The following is a 20,042-nucleotide window of genomic DNA, read 5'->3' as shown; positions in this document are numbered from 1 at the left end:
AGTAAGATTTTAAAATCTTGCTAAAGCATTTATATTTTTTACTAATCTTTATATTTTTTTAAAATTAAACTTGCATTATGACCACCAAATCCAAGAGAATTAGTAATTCCATATGATATAGCTTTAACTTTACCTTTATTAGGAGTGTAGTCTAAATCACAGTTTTCATCTGGTGTAGAATAGTTTATTGTAGGTGGAATGAATCCATCTTTAATTGATAAGGCTGTTATAATTGCTTCTACAGCCCCTGTAGCACCTAACATATGTCCTGTCATAGACTTTGTTGAGCTTATAGAAATATCATAAGCGTAATCTCCAAATACAGTCTTTATTGCAGCTGTCTCATTTTTATCCCCAACTTCTGTAGAGGTTCCATGTGCATTTACATATCCAATATCTGTTGGACTTATTTCAGCATCTTCAATGGCCATTTTCATACATCTGGCAGCGCCTTCCCCTTTTTCTGCAGGTGAAGTTATATGATAAGCATCATTAGTACATCCATATCCCACGATTTCTGCTATTATATTTGCATTTCTTTCTAAAGCTTTACTATATTCTTCAAGAATAAGCATTCCAGCCCCTTCTCCCATAACAAACCCGTCTCTATTTTTATCAAATGGTCTAGAAGCTGTTTCTGGATTTTCATCTATTGTCATAGCTTTGCTTGAAGAAAAACCAGCAAGACATAGCCTAGTAATGCAAGCTTCGGCGCCTCCAGCAATAATTACATCTGCATCACCTCTTTGTATTACTTTAAACGCATCCCCAATAGTATTCGTAGAAGTTGCACAAGCAGTAACAGCACATTCTACAAACCCTTTAGCCCCATATTTTATAGCAATAAGCCCTGAAGCCATATTAGATATCATCATAGGTACTAAAAATGGGCTTACTCTTCCAGGCCCTTTTTCTAGAAGTACTTTATGTTGATTCTCCAATGTTTCAATTCCCCCTATTCCTGAACCAACAATAACCCCTAGACGTTCTTTATTTATTATGTCTAAATCAATTTTAGAGTTTTCTATAGCCATTTGTGCAGCTGCAATAGCATATTGCGAAAATCTATCAGTCCTTCTAATTTCTTTTTTGCTTATATATAACTCACCGTTAAAATCCTTAATTTCAGCTGCTACCTTTGTTGGTATGTCAGAAACATCAACTCTCTCTATTTTGCTTATTCCACTTTTGCCTTCTTTTATATTATTCCAAAACTCTTCTGTTCCCATTCCTACAGATGATACAACACCCATTCCTGTTATAACTACACGTTTTTTCAAGCTAAAAACCTCCATAAATTTCAGATTTTTATAGTATTATTTACATAAGTAAAAATATCATATATAATTTACTCAAAATGAACAGTTATTGCTTTCAACTAATAATTTATGAGGAGTATTATGCTGAATTTAAAAGATACATTAGAGGTTTGTGTAGAGTATATTGAAAATAATATATACAATAAAATAACATTAGATGACCTATCAAAAGAAACAGGTGTATCTAAATATTATCTCCACAGGATGTTTAAATCATTAACAGGGGAGTCTATTATAGAATATGTTCAATCAAGAAGATTAACTTTAAGCATTAATGAATTGGTTTATACTAACAAACGAATAATTGATATAGCCATGGATTTTGGATTTAACTATGAACAATCCTATATAAGATCCTTTAAAAAGAAGTTTGGATATACACCTCTTAAAATACGCTCAAAAGATATATCAGTTATTATCACTGAGAAGATTAATACTGATGAAATTCTAACTATAGATAACTCAATTACATATAAACCTTTTTTTGTATTTAAGAAAGGTTTTAGTATTATAGGAACGGAACATAAGATTTTAAGTAAGTCTGGGGATAATTCAGCTAATGCTTATGGGCGTGAGTTTTTCTACAATAATAAGAATATCATTGAGAATCCTATTAATCCTAATATATATATTGGATATACTGATTGGAGTAAAAATTCAGATGGATACATATATTATATGCCTTCTGTACAAGTTGAAAATTTAAAATATATTCCTGAAAATATGAAAGGATTAGCAATTCCTGATCATGAATATGTTGTATTTAAATTTATTGGCTTTTTTAAGCCTGACTATATTAAAGGCAAACATATAGGAAGAATATTAGCACACTTATATAGAAAATGGATATTTCAATCGGACTTTAAATTTGCAGACTCCTTTAGACTTGAATATATAGATAATTCTTTGTCTAAAGATAATTATTGTGAGCTTCACATATATCAACCTATAAAACGTGTATAAACGTAAAATGGAGTCTTGATAAAATAATAATCAAGACTCTAAGAAATTAACTTCTGTTTCTAGCTACCTTAGCTAAATCATTAGCAGCAAGTTTACCAGTATATAGAGATCCTTGAATCCAGCTAGGTGTTGATGATATATGCTCTCCAGCAAAGAAAACCCTACAATTGTATTCTGGTTTTAATAAACTATCACCAAATATTCTTTTTTGTTCTGGTGAATATTTGCACACAGCTCCTCTTGACCATTGCTCATTATTCCAAGTTAAATATTTTGAATCCTGAACTATAGAGTCTAAATATTCATTTGGTAATCCATGTACAATCTCAACCTGCCTCTTAACTATTTCATTATGAACCGGAGGATCAGTATTCCCCAAGTAAATAGCTTCTCTTGCTTGATTATATGACGCTATTAGTACCCCTGGATCACTTGACTCTCCACCATAAGCGTGATCAGATGGATATATTATATTAATTATAGACATATCGGTAAGTGAGTTACCTCCATTAATCCCTCCATACTCAGCATCTTCCTCCCAAAAACGCTTCTTACACAAAAATAGCGTTTTTTGACTATCTACATAATTCAACTCCTTAATTGCTTGCATTTTTATATTAGAAAATACAGGATCAATTTCTACAGTCCTAAGAGTAGAGTAAGGAATAGCGCAAACAACATAATCAAAATTTTCATAAGATTTTTCTGTAGAATTTTTATTATTATATTTTATAAAAACCTTATCGCTATCTTCAGATTTATATATTCCAGATACCCAGTATCCAAGCTTCCATTTAACAATTCCTAAGCTATCCAACCCCTGATTAATATATTCTTTTGGGGTTTCTGTAGTTAAAGATTTATAAAATGCTAGTGGAAGATTTGACAAACCCCCTTCTATTCTATATACATATTCTAAATCAACAGGATAATTTTGTGATAAAAGATGATTATACGATATATCCATAAGAGGAGATAAAGTTGGATCAACGCTTGTTATAAGTTGAATAGCTCCAGAGCTTAGACCTAAAAACTCAAAATTCTGACGTAGGCTAATATTTAATAACGGAGCATATTCAGGATTATATATAGATAAAATCTTCAGTATTTCACTTCTTACATAAGGAGATAAGTTTTTCATTGGACTATTCATTGCATAATCATAAAGCTCTCTCCAAGAAGTATTTCTTTCAGTTGGAGTTAAATTAAATTTGGGATAAAAGTGTTTTTCAATTTCTCCATGATAATTTCTAATTCTAGTATTTTTAACATATATAAATCCATTTGGATCTCTTTGAATAAAAACATCTGTATTAAGGTTAAATAAATTGATGTAGTGCCAAACACTTTCATGGGATACTGGAATTCTCATAGCTCCAAGTTCACCATAAAGTTTTTTGTCATCATCAAAATAATGAGTATAAATTCTTCCACCAATTCTTTCATCATTAGCTTCAAATATCGTAATATCGCACCCAAGTTTTCTAAGTTCAAATGCGGCCGCCATTCCAGCAACTCCAGCACCAATAACACCTATTTTTCTTCCTTTTAAACTTCCAGGTGGCGAATAATTCAAAATATCAGGCGGCGGACTTAGAAGTTTAATTATGTTCTCAAAGTCTTCTTCTCGCCCTGCAGTTGATAAAGCTCTCTTAAGCAGCTTATATCTGGCTTCATCACTTGGATTTGGAGGTTGATTTATAAAATGATTTGTTTCCATATACTCAAATTACTCCTAATAATTACTATATTAATAGATATTATTTAAAAGTAATTATTAGACTTAAAATTTCTATTTTTGATATAATTTTGCCTTTATATTTTTTAATTCACCATTAACTTAATTAAGCATAAAATAAAAAAAGAAATAACCTCTAACCCGATATAGAGATTATTTCTTCTTGACATCAATTGATGTCTTCTTTATCTTACAATAAAGAAAATGTTTAGTATATGGGGGACTAAACTAATAAAGAAAGTCATTTAAAATCTAATACTTAATATTTTTAGGAGTAACTTTCTCTATTAGTTTTATTATGCACCTAAATTTTAACAGTTATTCAAATAATCAAATATTTATTAAAATTTAATTTTTATGTAATAATAATTTATAATAAAAGGAGTATAGTATAATTATATCATTTTTAGGGGGATAATCATGAAAAGAAGATCAAAAGCAAGAAAAAAGAAAAAATTTATAGCTAGGTATGTAGTATTTTGTTTATTATTAGTAATCGTTGGTTTTTTTAGTGGTAAATACTTGTTGACAAAATTTTATTCTCCAAGTAGTCAAGAAGAAACAGTTCTTGCTGGAAACTCTTCCTCAGATGAAAAGGATTCATCTAATGACGATTCAAAATCCAATTCAACTGATAAAGATAGCAAGTCTTCTAATGAAGAAGCGAACAACAATATTAAAAATGGAGATAAATCTCCTTTAAATCAAAATAATCAACAAGAAATAGATCCTATTTCTGATAGTAAAAAAGTTAAGGACATGCTAAAATCAGGAGTTTATACAAGTAAAGAAAAGAAAATCGCTTATCTAACTTTTGATGATGGCCCTTCAGTAACTGTTACTCCAAAAATTTTAGATATTCTAAATCAAAATAAAATCCATGGGACTTTCTTTATTGTTGGTAGTGAATTAGATAAGTCAGATAAAGCAAAAGATTTATTAAAAAGAATAGTAAATGACGGGAATACTTTAGCTAATCATACTTATTCTCATAACTATAAAACTCTTTATCCAGGTGGACATGTTAATGCAGCTGCCTTTATGGATGAAGTTGAAAGAACAAATAAACTAATAACTGATGTTGTAGGAGAAAAATACAAGCCTAGAGTAGTTCGTTTTCCTGGTGGACACGCTTCTTGGAAGGGTACTGAAGAAGTAGACAGACTATTAGATGAAAAGGGTTATGTTTATATAGATTGGAATGCCTTAGTTGGTGATGCAGAGGGAAAGCATAGAAATAAAGAGGAACTTATCCAAAGATTTAATCAAACCAAAACTGAAAATGCCAAAAATGGAGATTTAGTTGTTCTTATGCATGACACTTACGGAAAGGAATCTACTGCTGAAGCCCTTCCTCAATTAATAAATGAATTAAGAAATGAGGGTTATGAATTTCATACCTTAATGTAGTCTATAAAGATGATTATTTAAAATAGTAATCATCTTTTTTATTTCTTCTACTTTTTTATAGCATATTGAGACATATTAACCATCTAAGCTTATTTTTTCTTTATATATTTTATTGAGTTATGCTTAATTATTTTATATAATTAAATATAACTATAAAAGGAATTAAAAGAGTAGAATTTGAATGAGGTGAAACTTGATGAATGCTAAACATATAGATCCCTTTGTAGAATCTTTTGTTAATGTGATGCCGCAAATAGGTTTATGTAATGTTGAAAAAAAAGGAATAATACTTAAAGATAATTTTATATCAAGTCCAGGAGTTATGATCGTTTTAGACATAATTGGTGATATTAAAGGAAATGTTATTTACGGAACCACTGTAGATAATGCTAAAAAAATTGCTTCTATTATGATGATGGGTATGCCTGTAAATAACTTTGATGAATTAGCTCAAAGTGCCATATCAGAACTTACTAATATGCTTACAGCCAATGCAGCCACTAACTTATCTTCCCAAAATATTTCAATAAACATTTCAACTCCAACCTTAATTGATGGAGACTTTAAGTCTAACTCAGACTTAGCAAAATTAATATCTGCTGAATTAGCAATAGATAATATGGATTTTCAAGTTAGTATTTCTTTGGATCATGGATATATAAATTAAACTAAAATAGTGGAGAAAAATTTCCACTATTTTTTATTGTATAAATATCTTTCCTAAAGTTTAAACATTCATATAAAATGAAAAATTCACATTATTTTATTATAATTTGTTGTATTTTTGTTATATTATAGAAATAAGTGAGTATATATAATATTATTAATGATGAATTTGAGTTCAGACATTAAAATATTTGCTTTAGGGGGTTATAATATGGATAATATCGTAGAAACATCTTATATTATAGAGAATAATGGAAAATTAGAATATATAAGTGAAGATTTTTTATGTTTATCAGATTTTAGCAGAGAGGATCTAATTTCAAAAAAATTATTAGATGTATGGGACAATAAACTTAAAATTAATATAAAACTAGAAACTCTAGGTGAAGTACAAGAAGCCTTTCTATTTACTAAAAACTTAGAGGTTAGATTTGTAGTTATTACTAGATCCAAAGATAATTTAATAGGTGGAGATAAATATTCTATCTCCGAAATACCACAATCAAGATTTGAGTATAATAATATGTATTTAGAACAAATATACAAATCCAATATATCTGGAATAGCTGTATATAGCATACCAAACATGATACTTATTAAAGCAAATGAGAAGTATTTAGATTCTCTTGATGAACCTTTTAATAATAAGCATGTAAGCTTAGGAAAAAAAATCGAACATATAAATACAGGATGGAAAGGCAGTCTACTCGAGAAAACTTTTAAAGAAGTTGTTGAGACTAAAAAAGCTGTTCAAATTAAAGAATATCTTCATAAATGTTTCCATAGAGATGCAGCATATTGCGATTTAATTATTACCCCCTTATGCGCTAGTGGTGAACTAAAGTATTTAGTGATAAATACTTTTGATGTTACTACTCGGGTATTAAATAGGCTAAAAATTTCCGAACAGTTAAATACAATAAAACTTAAAAACTTAGAGCTTATAAAAAAAGAAGAGGAATTAAACCTAAAAAATGAAACATTAAACTCAATATTAGACAATATTTATGATTGTTTAGCAGTTGTAGATGGTAATGGTAAATACTTGAGTTTAAGCAAAACTTTAAGAGATTATATTTACTCAACTACAAATAAAGAACTTAGGTATATTGGCGAAACTTTAGATAACGGTTCTGAATACTACGACATACATGGGAACCTACTTTCAAAAGAGGATTTACCAGTTTCGAAAGTCATAAAAGGAATAACTGTAAAAAATCAAATAGTTGTAGTAAAAAAAGATGATAAAAATTTTTATTTAAATTTTACTGCAATACCTGTTTATAAGGATAAAGATAATATAAAGTTTTGCATATTAGTTTGCTCTGATGTTACTAAAACTTTTGAATATGAAGTTCAATTAAATATTAAAAATAAAACTCTTCTAAAAGCAGAAAAAGAGAAAAACCTTATTCTAGAGCAGTCTATGAAAACAAAAGATGATTTTCTTTATTTTATTACGCATGAGTTTAAAACACCTATGTCTGTAATAAACTTAGCTATACAAGCAATAGAATCTATTTGTAAAAATGATCTTACTCCTAGAATAAATAATTATTTAAAAGTAATTAAGCAAAATACAAATAGGCAATTAAGACTAGTCAATAACCTTCTAGAAGTTACAAGAATTAATTCAGGTTATATTAAAATACACGAGGATGCCTTTGATATTGTATATGTACTGAATTCTTTAGTTGACTCAGTACAACTATATGCAAAACAAAAAAATATACATCTTACCTTCAAATCTCACTTCAATTCAAAAAATGTATTATTAGATGAAGAAAAATTAGAAAGAATTTTATTTAATCTTTTATCAAATGCTCTAAAATTTACTCCAGAAGGTAAATCTATTTCAGTGAATTTATCTTCTGATGTAATATCTAAAGAAGAATTACTTGTTATTGAAGTCAAAGATGAGGGAATAGGGATACCTAAAGAAAAGCAAAAAGTTGTTTTCGAACGCTTCGGACAAGTTGATAGTAGTTTATCGAGTCAAGCAGAAGGGACGGGTCTCGGACTTTATCTTGTTTGTCTGTTAGTTAAAACTCTTAAAGGAAACTTGAAATTAGAAAGTGAGTTAGGAAAGGGGAGTACCTTCACAATAAAATTGCCCATTAATTCGTCTCAACCTAAAAAAGTCTTTAATGATTCTTTTGTCTCAAGGGATAGCAGAATAATACAGGCTACGGAAATTGAATTTTCGGATATTTATTTCTAACTTATACAGATAACTTGACATATTTATCTTTAGAAGGTAAAATTTTATTGTGCACTAGGGGAGCTGTTAAGGCTGAGATGAATTTATTCAGACCCTTGAACCTGCACTGGGTAATGCCAGCGAAGGGAAGTGAGAAGTAATATGAGACTTAATCTATCTTAGATTAGTTATTAGATTATTAGCTCTTTTCGAAGTGGTATTATCACTACTGCTTTGAAAGGAGTTTTTTTATGCAATTTTCTGAAAGATTATTTTTAAAAGGAAAATCTATATGGAATTCTTGTTTAGAACATCCATTTTTAAATGAGCTAAGCCAAGGTATACTTCCAGAGGACAAGTTTTGTTTTTATATAAAACAAGATTATGTTTATTTAATAGACTATATAAAATTATTTGCTTTAGGAATGGTTAAATCTAGTTCACTTAAAGATATGCAAGCTTTTTCAAAATGTGCGCATACTATAGTAAATATTGAGATGGATGGTCATATCGAGTTTGCTAAAAAATTTAGTATAACAAAAGAAGATCTAGAAAGCACGGAACCAAACTCCAGTAATCTATCTTATACTAAATTCATGCTGCAAGTATCAACAGAAGGTGGTCTTCCAGAACTCACGGCTGCTTTGCTTCCATGTATGTGGAGCTATGCTTATATAGGTAAAGCTTTAAGCAACAGTAAAAAAGCATTAGCTCATCCTCTTTATAGGGAATGGATAATGACATATGCAAGTGAAGAGTATAACAGTGAAAATAATTGGTGTATAGATCTTATGAATAGAATATCAGAAGGATTGCCTGAAAGGGAATTACTAAAATTAGAAGAAATTTTTGTATTGTCCTCTAAATATGAATACATGTTTTGGGATTCATGTTATAAAAAAGAAAGTTGGAGCATTTAGATGAAAGCCTTAGAAATAGAAAATCTAACCTTTAAGTATAATGATACAAATAAGCTAATCCTAGAGGATTTATCTTTTAGTATTAATAAAAATGAATTTATAACAATAATAGCCCCTAGTGGTACAGGCAAAAGTACTCTTTTTAGACTTATTTTAGGCCTTTTAAAACCTAACAGTGGCTCAATAAGAGTTAGTGATATCAAAGGAAAAAATATAATAGGATACATGCCGCAAAAGGATTCTTTAATGCCTTGGAGAACAATCTTAGATAATGCTGCTATAGGTTTAGAACTAAATGGACTTAGTAAAAAAGAAGCTAGAAAGAGAGTTTCTACATATTTTGAGAGCTTTAACTTAAGAGGCACAGAAAATCTATATCCTCATGAATTATCTGGTGGTATGAGACAAAGAGCTTCTTTTTTAAGAGCTATCGTTAATAATCCTTCATTACTTCTTCTTGATGAACCATTTTCTTCATTAGATGCTCTAACAAGGAGAAAAATGCAAACTTGGTTACTGGATCTATGTCAAAAAGAGAAAAATACTGTTTTTATGATAACACATGATATAGATGAAGCCTTACTTTTGTCAGATAGAATACTAATATGTACAGAGCTTCCATATAAAAATTTAAAATCCATAGATGTAACATTACCTAGACCTAGGAATTATGATACAACTTTGACTCAAGACTTCATAACTTTAAAAAAGCAAATTTTAAATATTTTAGATAGTTTTGAAAACATTAAGGAGGAGTTTTAAAATGACTATTTTTAAGAAAACTTTCCTCCCTTTGATTATTGGAACCTCTATACTCTTAGCTTGGGAGTTTTTAGTGCCATTTTTTGATATACCAAACTTCATTTTACCAAGATTCTCAAAGGTAATAGAAGCTTTATGGAATCAAAAGGAGATATTATATAAGCATTCATTAGTAACTTTAGGAGAAGCATTATTAGGTCTTAGTATATCAGTAGTAATAGGTGTATTCTGTGCTTTTTCTATATATTCTTCTAAAAATATTAGTAAAATATTATATCCTATTATCGTGGTTTCTCAAACCATACCTATAATAGCCTTATCGCCAATTATGGTAATGTGGTTTGGATATAGTATATGGTCAAAGGTTTCGGTTGTTATTTTATTTTGTTTTTTCCCAATTGTAGTTAGTACCTTAGATGGACTAAACAGTGTAGACAAAGATTTAGAAGATGTCTTAAAAGCATTGGGGGGAAGTAAAACTCAAATATTTATAAAACTTCACATGAATTCAGTACTACCAGACTTTCTAAGTAGTTTTAAAATATCAGCAACATACAGTATTGCTGGTGCCAGTATAGGAGAGTGGTTAGGTTCTGATAAGGGACTTGGAATTTATGTAAAAAGAGTAGCCGGCATGCTTCAATCGGATGCAGTTTTTGCTGGTATTTTGGTTTTATCCTTTTTAGGATTGTTTTTGTTTTCAATTGGTCTTTTATTGGAAAAGATTTTATTAAAATATAGAAGAGGAATAAAGGAGAATACTTATGAAATTAAAAAAATCTAGTCTTATTTTATGCTTAATCATGTTAGTAAGCTTTACGTTATTGTCTTGCACTAAAAAAGATTCAGAAAAAAATGCTGATAACTTAACTGAAATGAACATACTTCTAGATTGGTATCCAAACGCAGTTCATTCTTTCCTATATGCTGCAGAAGAGCAGGGATACTTTAAAGAAGCTGGCTTAAAAGTTAATTTAATAACTCCAGCTGGTACAGAAGACGGTATTAAGCTAGTAGCTACTAATAAAGCTGATTTAGCTATAAGCTATCCAAAACAAGTTATTTTATCTAGAGGAGAAGGAATCCCTGTTAAATCTGTTGGAGCAATTGTTAGAAGTTCTCTAAATCAACTTATGGTTCGTAAAGATTCTGGAATTAAAACTTTAAAAGATCTAGAAGGTAAAAAGATAGGTTTTCCTTCTTTTGAAATTGATAAAGAGACAATTAAAGAAATGGTTAAAAAGGCTGGCGCAGATCCTTCTAAAATAGATTTTGTAGATGTTGGATATGATTTAATGGCATCTATGCAAACTAAAAGAGTGGATGGAATTATAGGCGGATATATTAACCATGAAAAGATACTTTTAGAAAAAGAAGGTATAGAACTTTTAACTTTTAATCCAGTAGATTATGATGTCCCTAATAACTATGAATTAGTATTTATTGCAAGTGATGATGCTTTAGATAAAAATAAGGATAATATCGAAGCCTTCCTAAAGGCTGCAAAAAAAGGATATGACTATACAATAGCTAATCCTAGCAAATCATTAGATTTGGTGCTTAAAATTCAAAATGAAAGTTTTCCATTAGAAGCGGATATAGAAAAACAAAGCTTAGATATATTAATGCCTTTAATGGAATATAAGTCAGGTAGTTTCTTAACTCAAGATGAGGAAAATTGGAAAAATAGTATTAAATGGTTAAAGGATAAGGAATTACTTAAAGGTACAGTAAACCCTAAAGATGTATATTCAGAATTGACTAACTAAAAAGTAAGAGATAGTTGAGCTATAAGTTTCAACTATCTCTTATATATTTCACATAAACTTTACATAGTTATCACATTCGTGAAACATCTTAATGATTTAATATATATGTACGTGAGTAATATTTTTTATGATCCCCCTCATAAATATATATTAATAAAAAGCAATTAGAAATAATAACTAATTGCTTTTTATATTTTGAAAATAAAATAATATAAATTATGTTATAATTAATGTAAAAGATTACTTAAAAGGAGATTTACTATGGGATTTTCAAAAGAGTTTTTATGGGGTGGAGCAACTGCTGCTAATCAATATGAAGGTGGTTATTATTCTGATGGTAGAGGTTTGGCTACCTCTGATGTTATAACTGAAGGTGATTTGCACACTCCAAGAAGAATTACATTTAAACTTGAAGATGGAACTACTTCTTCTGTTCCAAGATTTGAGTCTTTACCATCAGGATCTATTGGTTATATTGACAAAGACTTTTATTATCCAAGCCATGTAGCAACAGACTTCTATCATCATTATAAAGAAGATATTAAGCTACTTGCAGAAATGGGTTTTAAATGTTTTAGAATGTCTATAAGTTGGACAAGAATTTTTCCTAATGGAAATGAAGCTGAAGCAAATGAAAAAGGATTAAAATTTTATGATGAAGTATTTGATGAATGTTTAAAATATGGCATTGAACCTGTAGTTACTATATGTCATTTTGACATTCCTAAATACCTAGCTGACAAAATGGATGGATGGTTAGATAGGAGAGTTGTAGACTACTTTGTAATCTATTCAGAAACCTTATTTAAACGTTATAAAAATAAAGTTAAGTACTGGATGACTTTTAATGAAATCAATTTATTAAATGGATATACAACATTAGGCACTAGAAATACGGATGAGCAAACTCGTTTTCAAGCAATTCATCATGCATTTATAGCTAGTGCTAAGGTTGTAAAATTAGGACATGAAATAAATCCTGATTTTAAAATTGGAATGATGCTAGCTTATATATTATCCTATGCAGAAACCTGTAATCCTCTAGATGTTCAAGAAGATATTGCTGGCTCTAGAGATCTTAAATATTTCTTTAGTGATGTACAATGTAGAGGTTATTATCCTTCCTATAAACTAAAGGAATTTGAAAGAAAAGGTATCGTAATAAAAAAAGAACCTGGAGATGATGAGATACTTAAGGAAGGAACAGTTGATTATTTAGCTTTTAGTTATTATAACTCTCATGTATCTTCTTCTAATAAAGATTTAGAGACTACTGAAGGAAACATATTTAGAGTAGTTAAAAATAAGTATCTTAAAGAATCAGAGTGGGGCTGGCCTATAGATCCAGTTGGAATAAGAGTTTCTCTAAATTATTTATATGATAGATATCAACTTCCTTTATTTATTGTTGAAAATGGTTTAGGTGCTACAGATGTAGTTGAAGCTGATGGTTCAATAAATGATGATTACAGAATCAAGTATTTAAAAGAACATATAGATGAAATGAAAAAAGCTGTTGAAATTGATGGTGTTGACTTAATGGGCTACACACCTTGGGGTTGTATAGATCTAGTATCAGCTGGAACTGGTGAGATGAAAAAACGTTATGGTTTTGTTTATGTTGATATGGACGATAGGGGAAACGGAACTCTTAAACGTAGTAAAAAGAAATCCTTTGGATGGTATAAAAAAGTAATTGCATCAAATGGTGAAGATTTAGAAATGATTTAATCTAAAGTAGGATTTATTCCTACTTTTTTCTATTTTCATATATGTTATAATTAACTCTAAGAGGAAGTGATTAATTAATGATTTCTTTATTAGAAAAATCCATAATTATTGCTACAAAAGCTCATAGTGGCCAATTTGACAAAGGGGGAAGTCCTTACATTTTGCATCCTTTAAGGGTAATGCTTTCTTTAGATAATGATGAGGATAGAATAGTCGGAATACTTCATGATGTATTAGAAGATACGAGTATAACTTTACAACATTTAGAGGATAATGGGTTTCTCGGTGAAATAGAAATTCTTGATGCATTAGTTAGCATCACAAGAAAATCAAATGAGTCTTATAAGGACTTCATATTAAGAGTTAAATTAAATCCTATAGCTCTTAGAGTAAAATTAGCTGATCTTAGAGACAATATGGATATCTCAAGAATTAATAATCCAACTGAAAAGGATTTTGCAAGAATAGAAAAATATAAAAAAGCATATAAGCTTTTAACTGATTAAACTAAAATATTAATTGAACATTCCTAAATATTATTTTTACAAGAATTTAATTTATTATTCTCGCTTTGATTCTATATCTTTTGTTATAATAATTAGATAAAGATGTAAAATTTAATATTAGGAGGAAATTATGAAGCTACTTTATAGAATTCTATTTATATTACATTTAATCATTGGAATTGGCGCTATGTTTGGTGGACTAGCTGCTATTACCAATCCTAATAATCCCGTTGGAGTACCAACTTCAATTCTTAAAAACTCTCCTTTTTCTAACTTTTTGATACCTGGCATAATCTTATTTACAGTTATTGGTCTTGGAAATCTTTTAAGTGCATTAACTCTTTCTTTAAAGTCTAATTATCAAGGATATATAAGCAGTACTTTTAGCTGGGCTTTAGTTATTTGGATTATTGTACAGTGCATTATGCTTGGAGATATTGTTTTCTTACATGTTCTATTTTTTACACTAGGATTAATCCAGGCCATTTTATCAGCCATTATACTATTTAATAAAAATCAATTCCCAGCTAATATAATTAATAACTTTTTATCAAAATAATTTGCTTAAATCTAGTGTTTATTAAAAACAACTGATAAAATTTATTGGTTGTTTTTATTTGCTTATATATTAAGCATTAAAATCCTTTACATCCATCTGAATATATTGGTAAAATAGTAAAGATGAAATAAAATAACAAGGAGGGTAAAATAATGAAAAATATTAATATTGGTAATGGAAAAGTTCAAGGCTCAGAGATTGCTCTTGGATGCATGAGAATGGGTGCACTTAATAAAGATGAAGCAGAGAAAGTAATTAAAACCTCACTTGAAGAAGGAATAAACTTTTTTGATCATGCGGATATATATGCAGGTGGGAAATCAGAAGAAATTTTTTCGGAGGCTATTAATTTAACCTCTGATTTGAGAGAAAAAATAATACTTCAAACGAAATGTGGTATTGTTCCAGGAAAAATGTTTGATTTTTCTAAAGAACATATATTAAATTCTGTAGATGGAAGTCTTAAAAGACTTAAAACCGATTATGTAGATACTTTGCTTTTACATCGTCCAGATACTTTAATGGAACCTGAAGAGGTTGCTGAAGCTTTTTCAAAATTAAAAGAGAGTGGTAAGGTTAAACACTTTGGTGTGAGTAATCAAAATCCAATGCAAATAGAATTACTTAACAAATATTTAGGTGACAATTCTATAATAATCAACCAACTTCAATTCAGCATAATGCATACTGGAATGATTGATTCCGGAATAAACGTTAATATGAAAGTAAATAATTCTATAGACAGAGATGGAAGTATATTAGAATATTGTAGGCTTAAAGATATAACAATCCAAGCCTGGTCCCCTTATCAATACGGATTTTTTGAAGGTGTCTTTTTAGGAAATGAAAAATTTCCTGAACTAAATGATGCTATTGATGAATTAGCTGAGAAAAAAGGAGTAACCAATACGGCTATTGCTACTGCTTGGATTCTAAGACATCCAGCTAAAATACAAACTGTTGTAGGTAGTATGAATTCATCAAGAATAAAAGATATATGTAAGGCATCCAGAATAGAATTAACAAGAGAAGAGTGGTATAAGATCTATTTAGCTGCTGGAAATAAGTTACCTTAATAAATTATAGTAACCTCATAGTTTTAAACTATGAGGTTATTATAAATTTACTTTACATAAATCCTAATTGTTAACAAGAAAGTAAAAAATTCATATACTAGTATTAATAAATAAATCAACAAGCAGATTGTTTTTAGCTCTGCGTGCTTCTACAGCAATAAGACCAATGAATCTAATGAAGCTCTGCGAGCTTCTACAGCAATAAGGTGTATAAATAATTCATATTATGGGGATGATTATGAAATAATATGAAAAGGAGATTTATTATGAGTAATATAGAGAAAGTATTAGAAAATGAAATAGAAGAATTAAAAAAAAGTTTATATAATTCTAATGATAGATTAAAAATTCATTATGAAATCGAAGAAAAAAAACAAGAGTTAATTACCCTAAAGTCTGAAGGTAATATCTGTTGCAAATAAAATTTTATCTATCTTTCATTAAAGTCATTTAATCTTCTGGGATCAGTATATTATAATATTATTTGGTAAATTGATTAAATTTTGCATATTACTATAATATAATAAGACACTTACTTTTATACAGTTAATATGCTATACTGAAACTAGGTGGTGATTTAATATGGAAAAATACCATATGTGTCCCAAATTTGAAAATGCTTTTGAATTATTGGGGAAAAGATGGACTGGGTTAATTATTCGAACCTTAATGAGTGGTCAAAAAAGATTTTCTGATATTGCAGATGCAATTCCTAATATGAGTGCTAGAATGCTTACAGAACGTTTTAAGGAGTTAGAAAAGGAAGGAATAATTACCAGAAAAGTTTATCCTGAAATTCCTGTTCGTATAGAATACGAACTATCAGAAAAAGGTAAAGAATTAGAAGCTACTATGGATGAAATTCAAAAATGGGCAGAAAAATGGAACTAAGTTTTTTTAATGATGTAAATATAAGATAAAAGATATTCTTAAAATTAAAGAATATCTTTTATTTTTTTATTTTTGAGAATTACTATTGACTAATAATTAACCTTATGGGATAATAAATATAAAGATACTTACTTATAGTAACTAAATACTTATAATAAAGTTAGTGATTAATTGTTTATTTATAGATATTTGAGTATTATTTTATAATTAAATGTTTAAACTAAGGAGAGATTTTCATGATAAAAAAAATTGAAAATAAAAATATGGGTAGAAGTAATCTTGGTTGGCTTCAAAGTATTTTCCACTTCTCTTTTGCAGAATATTATAATCCTAAGAACATGAATTTTGGTTCTTTGAGAGTATTGAATGACGATCTTGTAAAAACTAATACAGGATTTCCAACACATCCTCATAAAGATATGGAAATAGTATCTTATGTGGTAAAAGGAGCTCTTACTCATGGCGATAGTATGGGAAATGAAAATACTTTAACTCGTGGGCAGGTTCAGCATATGAGTGCTGGTACTGGAGTATATCATAGTGAATATAATCTAGGCGATGATACATTAAGATTTCTTCAAGTATGGATATTACCTGATAACACAGGATATAAACCCAATTATGGCGATTACAGATTCACTTGGGAGGAAAGAAAAAATAAATGGCTTCACATGGTATCTAGTAAGTCTGGAAATGCACCTATAAAAATCAATCAAGATTTCAATATTTATTCTATAGAATTAGATAAAAATGAAGAAATTGATTTTCCTGTAAATAAAGGAAGGCAAGCATATATACTTCAAGTTGAGGGTAGTTCTAGTATAAATGAATTACTTCTAAATGAAAGAGATGCGGCTGAAGTAGTTGAAGAAAATATATATATCAAAGCAAAAAACACTTCTCATATTTTAGTTCTTGAGATGAAGAAAGACGAATAAAATTAGAAAATAATAATAATTTATATTATATTGGAGGTAATTTAAAATGGAAAAGAATTTTTATGATGTAGTTAAAGGAAGAAGATCTTATTATGGAATAGGTAAAGAGGTTGTAGTATCTCATGATAAAATACAAGAAATTGTAGAACATGCCGTAAAATATGTTCCATCGGCATTTAATTCTCAAACTACTAGAGTATTAGTACTTTTAGATAATGCTCATGATGATTTATGGAATTTAACAATGGAATCTTTAAGAAAAGTAGTTCCTGCAGATCAGTTTAGCTCCACTGAAGATAAAATCAACTCTTTTAAAGCTGGATATGGAACACTTTTATTCTTTGAAGATAACAGCATTGTTGAATCTCTGCAACAACAATTTGCTCTATATAAGGATAACTTCCCTGTATGGTCTCAACAAACAAGCGGTATGCATCAATTTGCTATATGGTCTGCTTTAGAAGCTGAGGGTTTAGGAGCATCCCTACAACACTATAATGAACTTATAGAACAAGATGTTAAGTCAAAATGGAGTGTACCAAATAGTTGGAAACTAATCGCTCAAATGCCTTTTGGAAACCCAACAACAGAACCTGGTGAAAAAGAATACAAACCACTAAAAGATAGAGTTAAAATTTTTAAATAATACAAAATTTAAATCGTAAGATTCAATTCTTACGATTTTTTTATATTTCTAATTCACAGTTTCTTCTCTTTATTCATATTTATAATTACTATCGATATAATTTTTATAAAGAGGAGTAATAAAATGCCTGTAAGTAAAAAAAGAAAGAAGCTAGGTAAGAAAAAAACAGATTACAATAAAAATAAAATAAATAAAGTAATTAAAAATTACAGCAAATTATTAGATAATTACATTCCATTATTAATAGATTTACCTGTAATAGAGCAAACCCCTTATACTTTAAGCAAGCTACATGGACTTGGAGAATTAACTTTAAGCTCACCTCAACTGTCTGCAGTTGTAAAACCTTTAATTAATAATAAATCTTTAGATTTTGAAACTATTCAAAGCAATCTTAAGATTAGAACAATCTTAATGCTGTCAATTCATATACTTTTAGATATAATGCCAGATGATATTGAAGAAAATAACTTTATAGATAAACTAAAATATTATTATTCATTAGTAGATACTTTCTATAAATTAGATTCAATACCGTTTACCAAAAACCCTGAAAATACTACTTTTTTTATAAAAGATTTATATTTATCTAAATAGGATAGTTTACGTAGAGAAATAGACTTATTTGGTTTTAAGTTTATTTCTCTTAACTTTTATTTCTATTACTATTAACATTATTAATGGAATTATTATTTGAAACGGGAAGGCATAATATTTATATATTTTTGTTGCCCAATAGCTCATTTCCATTATGCTATCATAAACAAAATAAGCTAAATAACTCATGATTAATCCTGTCTGTATTACAACCGATCTATAGTCTTTTAGGTTAAAAAGCTTAGCAATACCATTACTAGCAGCTAAAAGACATAAACTTATCTTTACAAAAACACCTGCTGCAAAAACTATGGATACCGAACCTTCAACTCTTTGAATAAAATCTCCAATATTAATTTTACTAACAGCTAGATACGCAGGGAAATATAAACCCTCTACCACACTTTCCCCTAAAACAAATAAATTTCTAAGGGCGATTACTAATATGAATATCCCTGCTATAATAACACTACTTATGTATACCTTATAGACTAAATTCTTTTTTTCTATACAATATAAAGCCCCCATAAAAACTATACTTTCAGCATATGGAAATGATATTGTAGAAAATGCTCCATCTATTATAGGGACCCATCCATTCTCTACAATAGGTTTAATATTGCTAATATCTAAAATTGGTATAGTACAAAATTGTATTATAATTATTACAGCTATACAAGTTATAAATAACACTTTTGAAGTTCTTGCAAGCACTTCTATTCCTGACTTTACTACCCATATACATAAAACTCCTATACATATAATTGAAATGAAAATAGGCGTTTCTGGCATTGCCAAAACGTTCATAAATTCTCCAAAATTACGCATAACTAACGACCCAAGATGAAGAAAGTACCAAATGTAAAGAATTGTTAGTATTTTCCCAAATATTTTTCCAAACAGCAATTCAAAAATATCAAATATAGTTTTCCCTGGGAATGTAGTTGCTATTTTAGAGTAGGCAGAAACTATAATTATGGACACTAAAGTAGCTATAATTATAGCAATCCACTTATCTCTTTTTGCTTCAGGAGCTGCTCCTAAAATTAACGTACTTCCCATTATAAATAAAGTTAGCATACTAAAACCTTCAACAAATGATATTGTCTCTTTTCTCATTAAAAACTCATTCCTTTATCTATAGTTTTCCTAAAAAATTTTTTATTAAACTTTCAATTAGTTTTGCTGGACTGTATATAGAGATTTTTAATGCTAATAAAATTGCTATAATGAATGAAATCAAACACATTACTGCACTTACATAAAAATCTCTTTTTTCTCCACTTTTAAATAGAGTAACTTGATCTATAAATACTATAATTATGTATATTGTAATTACAATTACTACCAT

General features: G+C 28.8%; 21 protein-coding genes and 1 riboswitch. Of the genes, 17 read left to right on the top strand and 4 right to left on the bottom strand.

Annotated elements, in window-relative coordinates; genetic code table 11:
• Window positions 1-41 precede the first annotated feature (41 nt).
• Window positions 42-1,280, bottom strand: a complete 1,239-nt coding sequence (gene fabF, locus BUA92_RS02150; protein ID WP_073016252.1) for a beta-ketoacyl-ACP synthase II — start codon at window positions 1,278-1,280, stop codon at window positions 42-44.
• Between the two features lie 120 nt (window positions 1,281-1,400).
• On the opposite strand from fabF, the gene BUA92_RS02145 reads away from it, so the two are divergent.
• Window positions 1,401-2,282, top strand: coding sequence for an AraC family transcriptional regulator (locus BUA92_RS02145; protein ID WP_073016249.1), 882 nt, complete (start codon window positions 1,401-1,403; stop codon window positions 2,280-2,282).
• A gap of 46 nt (window positions 2,283-2,328) precedes the next feature.
• On the opposite strand, the gene BUA92_RS02140 is transcribed toward BUA92_RS02145, so the two are convergent.
• A complete protein-coding gene (locus tag BUA92_RS02140) occupies window positions 2,329-4,002 on the bottom strand; it encodes a flavin monoamine oxidase family protein (RefSeq protein ID WP_073016247.1) in 1,674 nt (557 codons plus the stop codon).
• A gap of 438 nt (window positions 4,003-4,440) precedes the next feature.
• Here BUA92_RS02140 and BUA92_RS02135 point away from each other — a divergent pair, with 438 nt between their 5' ends.
• The 16 genes from BUA92_RS02135 (at window position 4,441) to BUA92_RS02065 (ending at window position 18,691) form a co-directional block, all read left to right on the top strand.
• Complete coding sequence (locus BUA92_RS02135; protein ID WP_073016244.1) at window positions 4,441-5,430, top strand: polysaccharide deacetylase family protein; 990 nt, start codon at window positions 4,441-4,443, stop codon at window positions 5,428-5,430.
• A 196-nt stretch (window positions 5,431-5,626) separates the two neighbouring features.
• Complete coding sequence (locus BUA92_RS02130; protein ID WP_073016242.1) at window positions 5,627-6,097, top strand: chemotaxis protein CheX; 471 nt, start codon at window positions 5,627-5,629, stop codon at window positions 6,095-6,097.
• Between the two features lie 210 nt (window positions 6,098-6,307).
• Complete coding sequence (locus BUA92_RS22750; RefSeq protein ID WP_175550832.1) at window positions 6,308-8,317, top strand: sensor histidine kinase; 2,010 nt, start codon at window positions 6,308-6,310, stop codon at window positions 8,315-8,317.
• 46 nt (window positions 8,318-8,363) lie between these two features.
• Window positions 8,364-8,462: riboswitch (TPP riboswitch) on the top strand.
• Window positions 8,463-8,547: 85 nt separating this feature from the next.
• The gene (gene tenA, locus BUA92_RS02120) at window positions 8,548-9,216 is read left to right on the top strand and encodes a thiaminase II (RefSeq protein ID WP_073016240.1); all 669 of its coding nucleotides are present in this window, start codon (window positions 8,548-8,550) and stop codon (window positions 9,214-9,216) included.
• The gene (locus BUA92_RS02115) at window positions 9,217-9,978 is read left to right on the top strand and encodes an ABC transporter ATP-binding protein (RefSeq protein WP_073016238.1); all 762 of its coding nucleotides are present in this window, start codon (window positions 9,217-9,219) and stop codon (window positions 9,976-9,978) included. It begins immediately after the preceding gene.
• 1 nt (window position 9,979) lies between these two features.
• Window positions 9,980-10,762 carry an ABC transporter permease gene (locus BUA92_RS02110; RefSeq protein ID WP_073016236.1) on the top strand — a complete coding sequence of 261 codons (783 nt, stop codon included), beginning with the start codon at window positions 9,980-9,982 and terminating at the stop codon, window positions 10,760-10,762.
• Window positions 10,743-11,747, top strand: coding sequence for an ABC transporter substrate-binding protein (locus BUA92_RS02105; protein ID WP_073016234.1), 1,005 nt, complete (start codon window positions 10,743-10,745; stop codon window positions 11,745-11,747). Before BUA92_RS02110 ends, BUA92_RS02105 begins: the two co-directional genes overlap by 20 nt.
• Before the next feature lie 261 nt (window positions 11,748-12,008).
• A complete protein-coding gene (locus tag BUA92_RS02100) occupies window positions 12,009-13,478 on the top strand; it encodes a family 1 glycosylhydrolase (protein ID WP_073016232.1) in 1,470 nt (489 codons plus the stop codon).
• A gap of 77 nt (window positions 13,479-13,555) precedes the next feature.
• Complete coding sequence (locus tag BUA92_RS02095; protein WP_073016229.1) at window positions 13,556-13,984, top strand: GTP pyrophosphokinase; 429 nt, start codon at window positions 13,556-13,558, stop codon at window positions 13,982-13,984.
• 130 nt (window positions 13,985-14,114) lie between these two features.
• A complete protein-coding gene (locus tag BUA92_RS02090; RefSeq protein ID WP_073016227.1) occupies window positions 14,115-14,543 on the top strand; it encodes a hypothetical protein in 429 nt (142 codons plus the stop codon).
• A 152-nt stretch (window positions 14,544-14,695) separates the two neighbouring features.
• Window positions 14,696-15,619: an aldo/keto reductase gene (locus tag BUA92_RS02085; RefSeq protein WP_073016225.1), complete on the top strand. Its 924-nt coding sequence runs from the start codon at window positions 14,696-14,698 to the stop codon at window positions 15,617-15,619.
• Between the two features lie 266 nt (window positions 15,620-15,885).
• The gene (locus BUA92_RS23140) at window positions 15,886-16,041 is read left to right on the top strand and encodes a hypothetical protein (protein WP_175550831.1); all 156 of its coding nucleotides are present in this window, start codon (window positions 15,886-15,888) and stop codon (window positions 16,039-16,041) included.
• Between the two features lie 160 nt (window positions 16,042-16,201).
• Complete coding sequence (locus BUA92_RS02080) at window positions 16,202-16,510, top strand: winged helix-turn-helix transcriptional regulator (protein WP_073016223.1); 309 nt, start codon at window positions 16,202-16,204, stop codon at window positions 16,508-16,510.
• Window positions 16,511-16,746: 236 nt separating this feature from the next.
• Window positions 16,747-17,448 (top strand): pirin family protein, encoded by a 702-nt coding sequence (locus tag BUA92_RS02075; RefSeq protein WP_073016221.1) that lies wholly within the window; start codon window positions 16,747-16,749, stop codon window positions 17,446-17,448.
• Window positions 17,449-17,494: 46 nt separating this feature from the next.
• Window positions 17,495-18,094: a nitroreductase family protein gene (locus BUA92_RS02070; protein ID WP_073016220.1), complete on the top strand. Its 600-nt coding sequence runs from the start codon at window positions 17,495-17,497 to the stop codon at window positions 18,092-18,094.
• A 123-nt stretch (window positions 18,095-18,217) separates the two neighbouring features.
• A complete protein-coding gene (locus tag BUA92_RS02065) occupies window positions 18,218-18,691 on the top strand; it encodes a hypothetical protein (RefSeq protein ID WP_073016219.1) in 474 nt (157 codons plus the stop codon).
• A gap of 24 nt (window positions 18,692-18,715) precedes the next feature.
• On the opposite strand, the gene BUA92_RS02060 is transcribed toward BUA92_RS02065, so the two are convergent.
• Together BUA92_RS02060 and BUA92_RS02055 are read right to left on the bottom strand one after the other, a co-directional pair.
• The gene (locus BUA92_RS02060) at window positions 18,716-19,810 is read right to left on the bottom strand and encodes a GerAB/ArcD/ProY family transporter (RefSeq protein WP_073016218.1); all 1,095 of its coding nucleotides are present in this window, start codon (window positions 19,808-19,810) and stop codon (window positions 18,716-18,718) included.
• 19 nt (window positions 19,811-19,829) lie between these two features.
• Window positions 19,830-20,042, bottom strand: a complete 213-nt coding sequence (locus BUA92_RS02055; protein ID WP_073016216.1) for a hypothetical protein — start codon at window positions 20,040-20,042, stop codon at window positions 19,830-19,832.

This window comes from Clostridium intestinale DSM 6191 (assembly GCF_900130055.1).
In the GTDB taxonomy this organism is placed as follows: Bacteria; Bacillota; Clostridia; order Clostridiales; family Clostridiaceae; genus Clostridium_T; species Clostridium_T intestinale.
This window is presented reverse-complemented; position numbering and strand designations above follow the sequence as displayed.